This window comes from Nocardioides seonyuensis (assembly GCF_004683965.1).
Classification (GTDB): domain Bacteria; phylum Actinomycetota; class Actinomycetes; order Propionibacteriales; family Nocardioidaceae; genus Nocardioides; species Nocardioides seonyuensis.
In genome coordinates this window covers 2,931,953-2,943,893 of sequence record NZ_CP038436.1, presented here as the reverse complement: position 1 = coordinate 2,943,893, position 11,941 = coordinate 2,931,953, and the positions used below count along the sequence as shown (strand labels likewise).

General features: G+C 70.3%; 11 protein-coding genes and 1 pseudogene. 2 read left to right on the top strand and 10 right to left on the bottom strand.

Translation table 11 applies throughout. From position 1 onward, the window contains the following. Positions 1-6: 6 nt before the first annotated feature. From EXE58_RS14330 to EXE58_RS14310, 5 genes are all read right to left on the bottom strand, one after another. The gene (locus EXE58_RS14330) at positions 7-1,347 is read right to left on the bottom strand and encodes an HNH endonuclease (RefSeq protein WP_208544024.1); all 1,341 of its coding nucleotides are present in this window, start codon (positions 1,345-1,347) and stop codon (positions 7-9) included. Between the two features lie 137 nt (positions 1,348-1,484). Further along, entirely contained in the window at positions 1,485-1,859 is a 375-nt protein-coding gene (locus EXE58_RS14325) for a YciI family protein (RefSeq protein ID WP_135268509.1), read from the bottom strand. Between the two features lie 106 nt (positions 1,860-1,965). Continuing rightward, complete coding sequence (locus EXE58_RS14320; protein ID WP_135268508.1) at positions 1,966-3,783, bottom strand: 3-hydroxyacyl-CoA dehydrogenase family protein; 1,818 nt, start codon at positions 3,781-3,783, stop codon at positions 1,966-1,968. A 72-nt stretch (positions 3,784-3,855) separates the two neighbouring features. Continuing rightward, entirely contained in the window at positions 3,856-4,944 is a 1,089-nt protein-coding gene (locus tag EXE58_RS14315; RefSeq protein ID WP_135268507.1) for a 3-hydroxyacyl-CoA dehydrogenase family protein, read from the bottom strand. A 59-nt stretch (positions 4,945-5,003) separates the two neighbouring features. Further along, positions 5,004-6,167 (bottom strand): GNAT family N-acetyltransferase, encoded by a 1,164-nt coding sequence (locus EXE58_RS14310; protein ID WP_135268506.1) that lies wholly within the window; start codon positions 6,165-6,167, stop codon positions 5,004-5,006. Between the two features lie 23 nt (positions 6,168-6,190). On the opposite strand from EXE58_RS14310, the gene nucS reads away from it, so the two are divergent. After that, entirely contained in the window at positions 6,191-6,877 is a 687-nt protein-coding gene (gene nucS, locus EXE58_RS14305; protein ID WP_135268505.1) for an endonuclease NucS, read from the top strand. A gap of 205 nt (positions 6,878-7,082) precedes the next feature. Then, entirely contained in the window at positions 7,083-7,622 is a 540-nt protein-coding gene (locus EXE58_RS14300; protein ID WP_208544023.1) for a DUF952 domain-containing protein, read from the top strand. Between the two features lie 9 nt (positions 7,623-7,631). Here EXE58_RS14300 and EXE58_RS14295 read toward each other — a convergent pair whose 3' ends face one another. From EXE58_RS14295 to EXE58_RS14275, 5 genes and pseudogenes are all read right to left on the bottom strand, one after another. After that, positions 7,632-8,240 carry a histidine phosphatase family protein gene (locus EXE58_RS14295; protein WP_135268504.1) on the bottom strand — a complete coding sequence of 203 codons (609 nt, stop codon included), beginning with the start codon at positions 8,238-8,240 and terminating at the stop codon, positions 7,632-7,634. Then, positions 8,237-9,151, bottom strand: a complete 915-nt coding sequence (locus EXE58_RS14290; protein WP_135268503.1) for an FAD-dependent oxidoreductase — start codon at positions 9,149-9,151, stop codon at positions 8,237-8,239. The genes EXE58_RS14295 and EXE58_RS14290 overlap by 4 nt, the downstream gene beginning before the upstream one ends. A gap of 32 nt (positions 9,152-9,183) precedes the next feature. Then, positions 9,184-9,402, bottom strand: coding sequence for a hypothetical protein (locus EXE58_RS14285; protein ID WP_135268502.1), 219 nt, complete (start codon positions 9,400-9,402; stop codon positions 9,184-9,186). A gap of 61 nt (positions 9,403-9,463) precedes the next feature. After that, positions 9,464-11,436: pseudogene (locus EXE58_RS14280) on the bottom strand (protein meaA). Positions 11,437-11,565: 129 nt separating this feature from the next. Beyond that, entirely contained in the window at positions 11,566-11,874 is a 309-nt protein-coding gene (locus tag EXE58_RS14275; RefSeq protein ID WP_135268501.1) for an STAS domain-containing protein, read from the bottom strand. Positions 11,875-11,941: the final 67 nt, after the last annotated feature.

Below are 11,941 nucleotides of genomic sequence, written 5' to 3'. Positions count from 1 at the left end.
CGGGGGTCAGCCGGCGAGGATGTAGTCCACCCGTAGGGGCGGCAGGTCGGTCCGTCTGATCGTCGCGACAGGGGGTGGGCGGCTGGTGTGTCTGTGGCCGGTGGGCGTGGTGGTCGTGATGGTCCCCTCCGGCCCCGGTCTGGCCCGCCAACCCGGTGCCTCCTTGGCGTGGTTGCAGGCCTCGCACAGTCCTTGGCCGTTGGCGTCGCTGGTTGGACCACCGGTCGAGTCGGGGTGGGCGTGGTCGACGTGTCTGATGGGGGCGTCGCACCACGGCGTACGACAGGTCTGGTCGCGCAGCCGGATGAACCTGGCCAGATTGCCGCGGAAGAACCTGCCTCGGGTGTCCATGCTCGCCAGCTCACCGGTGTGCGGGTGGGCGTAGAGGCGGCGCAGCCAGAGCTCCTCGCCCTGGGCACAGGCGCCGGCGATGATCTCGCGGGCCAGCTCAGCGGGAATTGGGCCGAAGCCGACCAGATGGGCGGGGTCCTCGCTGGTCCCGAACAGCGCGGCGTCGCTCATGACCACGTTGAGGTTGACCCGGGTCGAGCTGGCCGCGCGGGGCTCGCCGGGCGCCGGTGCTTGTGTCGTCTGATGGCGCTGCTCGTGGGCCAGCACCGCTGCGACGAGGGTGTCTGCCATCACCTGGCCCTGGGTGCGCTCGTCGCCCGCGGCACGGGCGCGCACGGCTGCGCGGGTCAGGACGGCGTGGACGGCGACGCCGTCCTTGACCGGCAGGAGCGCGCTCACGTGGGTCATGGTGTCGGGCGCGGGACGGCAGGTCACCCGCCGCTCGGACTCGGCGCGACGCCGCCTCGCGGTCACTGACGACGCGTCCAGCCGTGCCGCGTGCGCGGCACACAGCCCGGCCAGCTCACGATCGCCCATGCCCTCGACCCGGACTGGGTCACCGGCGATGAGCCGATCGACCTCGAGCCGGTGCTCGAGGCTCAGGCACGCGGTCTCCCGGGCGATGACCGTGGCCTTCCACTCACCGATCCGGCCCGCCCGCCAGGCCGCCCACGTGCACGGCAGCTCACTGGCCACGATCCTGGCCAACCCCAGGTGCCGGGCGCCGCGGTCGTGGGAGACCCGTCGCGCCAGCCCTACCTGCTTGGCCACCCCCAGACCACGCCGGGCCGCCGGAACCCCTGCCTCGGCCTGCGCGGCACGTTGGGAGGCGTCCAGCTCACGCGCCAACGCCGCCTGCGCCGCGCTGATGACGCACGCCGCTTCCTCCAGCGCGCGGATCGCGTCCACCCGCGCTGCGTCATCCAGGCCGCTCGGCGACTCCAGCGCCACCGACACCGCCGACCGCCAAGCCCCCACGCTCAACGCATGCAGCACCCTTGGATCGTCACACATAGATCCGGGAGGCGGGTCATGCGGGCCTTCGAACATGTCTTCGACAGTAGAGGGAACCACTGACACCGGCGCGACCTAGCCTCAACTCGCTGAGCGTGAGATGGCAACCGCTCTGATCCTCATCCCCCGAGCGTGACGGCCTGCAAGGAGCCAGCCTTGAAGCGACGGACCTCCTGGGGCCAGCCGCACCCCTCGGCGACCCTCCCCGCCCACCTGCGAGCGGTCTCGTCGTCGGGCACGTCCACGATGGTCAGCCCACCGAGCCACTCCTTGGTCTCCACGAAGGGCCCGTCTGTCACAACCAGCTCGCCACTCGTGGCATCCGCACTGGCCGCCTCCTCGAGCTCCTCGACGAGGCCGCCCGCGTAGACCAGGACACCCTCGGCCTGCATGTCCCGGACGACGGCCGTGGACGGCTCCACTCGGCTCTCGAACCACGCTTCGTCGTGGTCGCCGACCCACTGCTGGTTGAAGTAGATGAGGTAGTGCGGCATGCCTGCTCCCTTTCGTCGGGCAGACCCTCGTGTCCGCCCCTGCCTACGCTACGAACAGGAGGCAGCCGATGCGACACCCACGTGGTGGCGAGCCCGCCACGCGGGATCAGGCAGTCGTGTAGTCGCGGAACCCGCGCTTGGTCTTGCGACCGAGGTAGCCGGCGGTGACCAGGTGCTCCAGCAGCGGTGCGGGGGCGAAGCCCGGCTCGCGGAACTCGAGGTAGAGCTCGCGCTGGATCGCCAGCGAGACGTCGTTGCCGACCACGTCGAGCAGCTCGAAGGGGCCCATCGGCAGGGCGCAGCCCTGCTTCATGGCGGTGTCGATGTCGTCGGCGGTGGCGTAGTGGGCCTCCAGCATCTTGACCGCGTCGTTGAGGTAGGGGAACAGCAGCGCATTGACGATGAACCCCGCGCGGTCGCCACACCTGACCGCGACCTTGCCGACCTTGTCGCACAGGGCGAGGACGGTCTCGGTGACGTCCTCGTCGGTCGCGACGGTCGAGACCACCTCGACGAGCTTCATGATCGTGGCCGGGTTGAAGAAGTGCATCCCGATGACGTCCTGGGGACGGCTGGTGACGCGGGCCAGCTCGATGATCGGCAGGCTGGAGGTCGTCGTGGCCAGGATCGCGCCCTTGCCGCCCCGGCCGCCGCGGCAGATCTCGTCGAGGTTCTCGAAGAGCGTGGTCTTGATGGCGAGGTCCTCGGCGATCGCCTCGACCACCATGTCGACGTCGGCGAGGTCGTCGAGGGAGGTGGTGCCGCGCAGGCGGGAGAGGGTCGAGGTCTTGTCGTCCTCGGTCGCGCGGCCACGCTGGATCTGCTTGTCGAAGCTCCTGGTGATCGATGAGATGACGCCGTCGACCTTGTCCTGGCCGCGGCCGACGAAGAGCACGTCGAAGCCCGCCTTGGCGAACACCTCGGCGATGCCGCTGGCCATGGTGCCGGTGCCGACGACGCCGACCTTGGCGATGTCGTACCTGAGCTCGGGGGCGTCCTCCTCGGACGGCGTCTGGGCGTCGGGTACGACGACGCGGCTGTCGGGCGCCTCGTAGGTGTAGAAGCCGCGGCCGGACTTGCGACCCAGGAGGCCGGCAGTGACGTACTGCTTGAGGATGGGCGCCGGCGCGTGCAGCCGGTCACGGCCCTGCTTGTACATCGTGTCGAGGATCTCGTAGGCGGTGTCGAGCCCGATGAGGTCGAGCAGGGCGAGCGGACCCATCGGGTAGCCGCAGCCGAACCGCATCGCGGCGTCGATGTCCTCGCGGGAGGCGTACTTGCCCTCGTACATCGACACGGCGTGGTTGAGGTAGCCGAAGAGCAGGGTGTTGGCGATGAACCCGGCCTTGTCGCCGCACACGATCGGGGTCTTTCCGAGGGAGCGCAGCAGCTGGGAGACCTTGTCGAGCACCTCCGGCTCGGTCACGACCGTCCGCACGACCTCGACCAGCGCCTGGACCGGGGCCGGGTTGAAGAAGTGGACTCCGACGACCCGACCCGGGTTCGGCGTGGCCGTGGAGATCTCGGTGACCGACAGCGAGGACGTGTTCGTTGCCAGGATCGCGTCAGGGGCGACGATCGCGCCGAGCCGCCCGATCACCTCCTGCTTGACCGGCAGCTGCTCGATGACCGCCTCCATCACGAACTGGCAGTCCTTGGCGTCCTGGAGGTCGGTGGTGAACGTGATCCGCCCGATGAGCTCGGCCTGCTCCTCCTCGGTGAGCTTGCCGCGCGAGACCGCGCGGCCCGTGGAGTGGGCGATGTGCTGGCGACCGCGCTCGAGACCGGCGTCGTTGATCTCGATGCCGACGACCTCGTAGCCGTTGCGCGCGAAGATCTCGGCGATGCCCGCGCCCATGGTGCCGAGGCCCACGACCCCGATCCGCTCGAAGGGACGGGTGGTGTCTGGGGTCACAGCGTCCATGCGCCGAAGCATGCCACGGGCCCCCGCGCTCACAGGCACGGGGGCTGAGGGCTGGACTGGGTGCTGGTGGTCTCAGCTGTAGTCGTGGAACCCCTTGCCGGTCTTGCGACCGAGGTGGCCGTCGGCGACGACCTTGACCAGCGTCTCGGCAGGCTCGAAGGCGGCGTCGCCGAACTCGGCGTACAGCTCCTTCTGGATGGCCAGCGACACGTCGTTGCCGACCACGTCGAGCAGCTCGAAGGGGCCCATCGGGAAGCCCGCGTGCTCCTTGATGGCCGCGTCGATCTCGGTCGTCGTGGCCACGCCGGACTCGAGGAGCTTGACGGCGTCGTTGAGGTAGGGGAACAGCAGCGCGTTGACGATGAAGCCCGAGCGGTCACCGCAGGAGACGGCCACCTTGCCGACCTTGGCGCAGAGCGCCAGCACGGTCTCGTTGACGTCGGCACCGGTGAGGTCGGTGGTGACGACCTCGACGAGCTTCATGATCACGGCGGGGTTGAAGAAGTGCATGCCGATGACCGACTCGGGCCGGCTCGTCGCCTTGGCGCACTCGGTGATCGGCAGCGACGAGGTCGTGGTGGCGAGGATCGCGCCCGGCTTGCAGATGCGGTCGAGGTCGCGGAACAGCGCCAGCTTGATCTCGAGGTCCTCGGCGATGGCCTCCACGACGAGGTCCACGTCGGCCAGCGCCTCGCGCTCGGTGGCTCCCGTGAGCCGGCCGAGAACCTCGGTCTTGCCGGCCTCGTCGAGCCTGCCGCGCGAGATCGCCTTGTCCAGCGCCTTCTCGATGCCGGCCCGGACCCCGGCGACCTTGTCGTCCCCGCGGCCGACGTAGACCACGTCGAAGCCGGCCTGGGCGAAGACCTGGACGATGCCGGACGCCATGGTCCCGGTGCCCACCACGCCGACGGTGCGCACGTCGTGCCGCGGCTCGGCGGCGGCGGTCTCGCCCGTCGACTCCTGGGGCGCGAACTCGCCCCGCTCGGCCAGGACGGTCAGCGGACCCTTGGGGTAGCCGCAACCGAAGCGCATCGCGTTGTCGATGTCGGTGCTGGTGGCGTAGCCGGACTCGTACATGCGCAGGGCGTGGTCGAGGTAGGGCTGGACCAGGGTCTGCGTGATCTGCTCAGGGGTGGCGGCTTCGGGAGTGGGGGCGCTCATGGCGGGAATTGTGACACCGGTTCCTACCAGGGGGTAACAGTCCCGACATCAGAGATGGGTCAGGCCTGCGCCTCGGGGCGGCGTACGACGACCGGGTCGCCGGGGCGGACCACTCCGGGCCGCACGACGCGCGCACACAGCCCGCGCAACCGGCGCGGCTTTCCCTCGGGACCGTTGACGAACGCCATCGCCTCCTTGCCGAAGCGGGAGATGAACTTGCCGCAGCCGTTGTGGGGCTGGTCGGTCACCTGGATCACCGCACCGCCGGCTCCCCCGATGTGCAGCTCGCTCCACACGGGAAGGTTGTCGTGGGACATGTCGAGGTCGAGGTAGAGCTGGTCGCCGGCGAGTGCCTCGCGCTCGGGGTCCTGGGCGAGGAACTCGACGAGCGGGTGGCTCATCACGTTCAGCTGCATGTCGGGGTGCGCCGACCCGTCGTCGGTGCGCCTGCTCCCCCGTTCCTGCCACGTGTCACCGGCGAGGCCGACGTTGAGGTCCAGCACGCCGACGTCGAGCACCTCACGAGCCCCCACCGCGGGCCGGCGCACGAGCAGGCGCAGGGTGCCCTCGTCACGTGGGCTGGAGTCGAGGACCGGAAGCAGCGCGGTGAGCTCCTCGGTCGTGCGGTGCCGTAGCAGCACCCGCCGCATCAGCACCCGTCGCCCGTGGCGGCCCAGGCCCAGCCTGTCCTCCTCGGCGAGCACGGGTCGCAGGTGACCGCCGCGCGGCTCGTCGTCGGGCACCTCGACGAAACCGATGCGGGAGTAGAAGGGAGCGTTCCACGGCACCTCGGCGTAGGTCAGCAGCGTGATGGAGCCGTGCCCGCGCACGGCCAGCCGCTCGCAAGCCGCTTCGACGAGCGCACGACCCACACCACGACGCCCGTGGCCGGGGAGGACGGACAGCTGGTCGAGGTGGGCGTGACCGTCGAGGACGCGCACGTGGGCGAAGCCGACGACCTCCTCGCCGACCGCGTGCTCGGCCACCAGGATGAAGCCGTCCTCCGCCGCACGCTCCTCGCCCGCCCGCGCGGGCGACGCAAGCGGATCGCCCGTCAGGTCGCCCAGCACGGCCTCGAACGCGGCCAGCCCGGAGTCCTCGATGCCCGCAAGCAGCGGCAGGTCGCGTCGGCGCGCGGGCCGGACGTCGTACGCGCCAGTGGGGCCCGCGCCCAGCCCCGTGGTCACCCCTGTTGCCGGCCCTGCCGTCGCCCCGTGCGTCACGGGGCCACTGTAAGGTCCCGCCCGTGAGGATCGTCGTCGCCAGCTGCCAGGTGGACTATGCGGGCCGGTTGACCGCTCACCTCCCGATGGCCAAGCGGGTGCTGATGATCAAGAGCGACGGCTCGGTGCTGATCCACTCCGACGGGGGCTCCTACAAGCCGCTCAACTGGATGTCGCCGCCGTGCTCGATCCGGGAGGGCACCAGCGAGGACGGCCAGCTCGAGTGGATCGTCACCGCGACGAAGGCCGACGGCACCCTGCGCATCCTCATCGACGAGGTCCACCACGACTCGAGCCACGACCTCGGCGTCGACCCCGGGTTGCAGAAGGACGGGGTCGAGAAGCACCTCCAGGAGCTGCTCGCCGAGCACCCCGCGACCCTGGCCGACGGGCTCACCCTGGTCCGCCGCGAGTTCCCCACCGCCATCGGTCCCGTCGACCTGATGTGCCGGGACGCGTCCGGGCTCTCGGTCGCGGTGGAGATCAAGCGTCGCGGGGAGATCGACGGGGTGGAGCAGCTGACCCGCTACCTCGAGCTCCTCAACCGCGACCCGCTGCTCACGACCAAGGGGCAGGTCCGCGGCATCTTCGCCGCCCAGGAGATCAAGCCGCAGGCCAGAGTGCTCGCCGCTGACCGGGGCATCGCCTGTGCCGTGGTCGACTACGACGCCCTGCGCGGCATGGACGACGCCGAGCACCGCCTCTTCTGATCGTCGGCGGCGTTCGTCGTCGGTGGCACCTGCCATCGTGACGGGCTCCGGCAGACCGATCAGGAGGAGCGAATCCCGGCGCGCCGCCTGACTGTCGCTCGGGACGTACGACGAATCGGTCGCCCAAGCAGCTGACTCGTCACACATCCCGAACGATGTCCGACGACATGGCGGTGTAGCAGCGGCCGGCCGATACCCTCGCTCGGTGACGCAAGCTCCTTCAACGCGGATCTTCCACATCGCCACGCGCGCTGACTGGCAGGCGGCCGTCCGCTCCGGCTCCTACACGACCTCCACCCTGGGACGCGACCTCGCGGAGGTGGGCTTCGTCCACGCGTGCCGGCGTGAGCAGGTCAAGGACGTCTTCGGTCGCTACTACCGAGAGGCCGGCGAGCCCCTCGTGCTGCTGACGATCGCTTCCGAGCACCTGGAGGCTGAGGTCCGCGAGGAACAGGTCGGCGACGAGGCCTTCCCGCACATCTATGGGCCGATCAACCGGGGATCAGTCATCGACGTGCGCCCGCTCGGCAGTCGCGGCGGCGTCGAGTCGATGGCGACCCTGTTCGCCAAGGAGATGGCTTCCCGCATGGCCCTTGCCCTCGTGGTCATGGTCGCTACCGTCATCGGCAGCGTCGTGACGGACAGCGTGTCGGGGTCGGAGTCCGCGCCCCTCGTCGGAGCACTGATCGGACTCGTGGCCGGCGCCGGCATCGTCGGGCTGCTCGTCCGCAGCAGACGCGACTGACGGATTGCTCTAGAGGGGTTGGCCCGCCCACGACCGGGCGACCCAGCCGTCGGCGTCACCGTCGAGCTCGATCACCGCGCAGTGCGCCAGTGGCGCGTCGAGAGCGTGGTCGCTTCGCAGGTTGGTTGCGAGGTACGGCACGGCGCAGCAGATGGCACCACCGTGGCTGATCACCAGCGCCGACTCGCCACGGTGCGCGTCGGCCACTTCCTCCAGCACGCCGCAGACGCGATCCACGACCTCCTTGCCGCACTCCGCTCCCGCCACTCGCGGTTCGAGGTCGCCGCCGGCCCAGGCTGCGAACGTCTCGGCCAACGGGTCGGGGTCGCCGATCGTGCCGGCATGGTCGCCCACTCCGATCTCGCGCAGCCCTTCGCGCACGACGACGTCGACGCCCAGGCGCGCGGCGACGATCTCTGCCGTCTGCACGGCGCGAGCCATCGAGCTGGTCCAGACGCGCGCAAGTCGCTGGCCCGCCAAGGCATCGGCCAGCTCGCGTGCCTGGTGCCGGCCTGTCCGGGTGAGGGATCCGCCGTGGTCGGACAGGAAGCCAGACTCGTACTCAGCCTCACCGTGGCGCGCCACGAACAGCCTCGCCGCGCACTGCAGGTCGCTCATGCCGCCCCCTCAGCGAGACAGGCGACCTCCTGGGCGCACCCCCAGGCCAGGGTCACACCGGCGCCGCCGTGGCCGTAGCAGTGGATCACGTCCCCGAGACGCTCGACGCGCACGGAGGGACGCGCCGGGCGCAGCCCCACCTTGTGGCGCAGGACCTTCGCTCCCTCGAGCTCGGGGACCAGCGCGCACGCACGATGGAGGATCGCCTCGGCCGTCGCGGGGTCGGGCGTGCGGCTCCACTCCCCCTCGAGGTCGGTGCCGCCCAGGACGATCTCCCGGGTCCGCGGCACCACGTAGGTCAGGCCCGCACCGTCGAGGAGCCAGCGCTCGAGACCGGTCTGCTCCACGACCACGACCTGGCCGCGGACCGGGCGCACCGCCGGGTCGGAGGCGAAGTGCCGGGCCCCCAGCCCGGTGGCGTTGACGACGAGCACGCCCTCCGAGTCCGGGAGCGCCGAGAGGTTCATCCGGGTGAGCGTTCCGCCGAGCTCCTCGACGCGGCTGGTGAGCCACCGCAGGTGGACCGGCATGTCGACCACCGGCGCCACGAACGTCCAGCCGTCGTCGTACCCCGGCGGCAGTGCGGTCTCACGGTCCAGCTGGGGCACCGCCGCCGCCCACCACGGGTCGGCCTGCCGCTCGCGCAGCACCTCGGTGCCGGTGAGCATGCGGACCCCGGAGCCCGGTTCGGCCGCGAGCCCGGCGAAGACGTCGTACGACGTCCGGGCCCACGCCGTCACGCGGTCGTGCGGGCTGGCCAGGTAGGGGTACCAGAGCGCCGCAGCGACCGCCGAGGTCGTCTCCATCGGCAGGTCCCGCGCGACGACGTCGACGCGATGCCCGGCCTCGAGCAGTCGCACGGCACAGCTGAGCCCGACCACACCGGCACCGACCACCAGCACGCGACCCATGGCCTGAGTCTCTCAGGCGGGACGACGGCTGGTCACGCAGCCTTGGCGAGCCGCTTCTTGGTGACCTTCTTGCCGTCGCGACGAATGAGCTTGCGCTTGTGGACGGTGTAGCCGGCGGGCAGCGTGCCCTCCTTCAGCATCCTGAGGGGGCAGCGCTCGCAGCGCTTCTTCGACACGCAGCACTCCACCTTCGGGAGCATGCGCGTGCCATCGGCCGACGCCCGCTTGTCCGTCTTCTTGCCCTTGCCCACGCACACAGGCTAGCACGCGCTAAGGGTTGCCTTACCTCACGCAGCCGTAGTGCCTGCGCGCTCAGTCCAGGCCGTGGGCCTTGCGGATGACGTCGACGAAACCGCCCATGATCTCGGTGAGGCCGAAGTCCTTGGGGGTGTAGACGGCCGCCACCCCCTGCTCCTGCAGCGCCTTGGCGTCGGAGGTGGGGATGATGCCCCCCACGATCACGGGCACGTCACCGAGGCCTGCTGCGCGCAGGCCCTCGAGCACGTCCGGCACCAGCTCCATGTGGGAGCCAGACAGGATCGAGAGCCCCACGAGGTGGACGTCCTCGGCGACCGCAGCCGCGACGATCTGCTCGGGAGTCAGCCGGATGCCCTGGTAGATCACCTCGAAGCCGGCGTCGCGGGCGCGTACGGCGACCTGCTCGGCGCCGTTGGAGTGGCCGTCGAGGCCGGGCTTGCCGACGAGCACGCGCAGGCGCCCGCCGCCCAGCTCGTCACCGGTGGCCTTGACCCGCTCGCGGACCGTGGTCAGCTCGGCGCCCGCCTCGGCGACGCCGACCGCACCCGAGACGCCCGTGGGCGCCCGGAACTCGCCGAAGACCTCGCGCAGCGTGCCGGCCCACTCCCCCGTGGTGGCGCCCGCGCGTGCCGCCGCAAGGGTGGCGTGCATGAGGTTCTTGTCGGTCTTGGCGTCGGCGGCCAGCGCCTCGAGCGCGGCAGTCACCTCGGCCTCGTCACGCTGCGCCTTCCAGGCGCGCACCGACTCCAGGGCCGACTGCTCGGCCTGCGGGTCCGCGGCCATGATCGCCTCGTCGAGGTTCGAGGTGAGCGGCGACGGCTCGGTGGTGTCGTACTTGTTGACGCCGACGATGATCTCCTCGCCGGACTCGATGCGAGCGCGGCGAGCGGCGTGGGCGGAGACGAGGTTGGACTTCATGTAGCCCGACTCGACGGCGGCGATGGCACCGCCCATGGCCTGCACGCGGTCGATCTCGGCCTTGGCACCCTCGACCAGCTCGGCGACCTTGGCCTCGACGACGTGGCTGCCGGCGAAGATGTCGTCGTACTCGAGCAGGTCGGACTCGAAGGCGAGCACCTGCTGGAGGCGCAGCGACCACTGCTGGTCCCAGGGGCGGGGCAGGCCGAGCGCCTCGTTCCAGGCGGGCAGCTGCACGGCGCGGGCGCGGGCGTCCTTGGAGAGCGTCACACCGAGCATCTCCAGGACGATGCGCTGCACGTTGTTCTCGGGCTGGGCCTCGGTGAGGCCGAGCGAGTTGACCTGCACCCCGTAGCGGAAGCGACGCATCTTGGGGTCGGTCACGCCGTAGCGCTCACGGGTGATCTCGTCCCAGAGCTGGACGAAGGCCCGCATCTTGCAGGTCTCCTCGATGAAGCGCACCCCGGCGTTGACGAAGAACGAGATGCGCCCGACGACCTTCTCGAAGTCGTCCTCGGAGACCTTGCCCGAGCTCTTCACCTGGTCGAGGACCGCGATGGCGGTGCACAGCGAGTAGGCGAGCTCCTGGACGGGGGTGGCCCCTGCCTCCTGCAGGTGGTAGCTGCAGATGTTGATGGGGTTCCACTTGGGGATCTCGTGGACGGTGTAGGCGATCATGTCGCTGATCAGCCGGAGCGAGTGCTCGGGGGGGAACACGTAGGTCCCCGGGAGAGGTACTCCTTGATGATGTCGTTCTGGGTGGTGCCGGCGAGCTGCCCGGCGACCTCGCTCGGCTCGAGGTCGGGGTTCTGCTCCTCGGCCACGACCTGGTACATCGCGAGCAGCCACATCGCCGTGGCGTTGATCGTCATGGAGGTGTTCATCCCGGTGAGCGGGATGTCGTGGAACAGCTTGCGCATCTCACCCAGGTGCGGCACGGGGACGCCGACCTTGCCGACCTCGCCGCGGCTCAGCGGACTGTCGGGGTCGTAGCCGGTCTGCGTCGGGAGGTCGAAGGCCACGCTGAGGCCGGTCTGGCCCTTGGCGAGATTGGTGCGGTAGAGCGCGTTGGACGCCTCGGCCGTGGAGTGGCCGGCGTAGGTGCGCATCACCCACGGCTTGTCCTTGGTCGGCTTGTCCTTGGTGGGCTCAGCCGTCTCGGGGCGCTGTTCGGTCATGGGCGACAGCGTAAGCCGACGGTCACCGGGGCGTCATCGGCTGGACATGTGACGCAGCCCTCACGCCGAGACTGCGGTCCGCTCGACCTCGACCGCGTGGGCCATGCGACACAGGTGGAGCATGCGACGCACGCTGGGGCTCGGGTTGCGCAACGTGAGGTGATGACCGGTGAGCCAGGCGTAGCGCGTCGCCACCGCCAGCACACGCAGCGCGGTGGCGTCGACGGTGGAGACCTCGGACATGTCCACGACCACGTCGGAGTCGTATCCGGCGAGCTGCTCGTAGAGGGCGTTGCGGACCTCGCCTGTGCTGCGCACGTCGAACGCGCCACTCAGCACCAGGATCGCGCCTTCGCTCCTGATGTCCATCTCATCTCCTCGCCGCCTTGGTGGGCAGCCGTCCCCCGCTGCTCAGTGACGCTCGTCACGCATACTA

What these genes read in the sequence shown, in the direction of transcription:
- EXE58_RS14325 (WP_135268509.1), bottom strand. Translation starts at nt 1,859, where the DNA reads ATGCCGCACTACCTCATCTACTTCAACCAGCAGTGGGTCGGCGACCAC.
- EXE58_RS14320 (WP_135268508.1), bottom strand. Translation starts at nt 3,783, where the DNA reads ATGGACGCTGTGACCCCAGACACCACCCGTCCCTTCGAGCGGATCGGG.
- EXE58_RS14315 (WP_135268507.1), bottom strand. Translation starts at nt 4,944, where the DNA reads ATGAGCGCCCCCACTCCCGAAGCCGCCACCCCTGAGCAGATCACGCAG.
- EXE58_RS14295 (WP_135268504.1), bottom strand. Translation starts at nt 8,240, where the DNA reads ATGAGCGACCTGCAGTGCGCGGCGAGGCTGTTCGTGGCGCGCCACGGT.
- EXE58_RS14290 (WP_135268503.1), bottom strand. Translation starts at nt 9,151, where the DNA reads ATGGGTCGCGTGCTGGTGGTCGGTGCCGGTGTGGTCGGGCTCAGCTGT.
- EXE58_RS14275 (WP_135268501.1), bottom strand. Translation starts at nt 11,874, where the DNA reads ATGGACATCAGGAGCGAAGGCGCGATCCTGGTGCTGAGTGGCGCGTTC.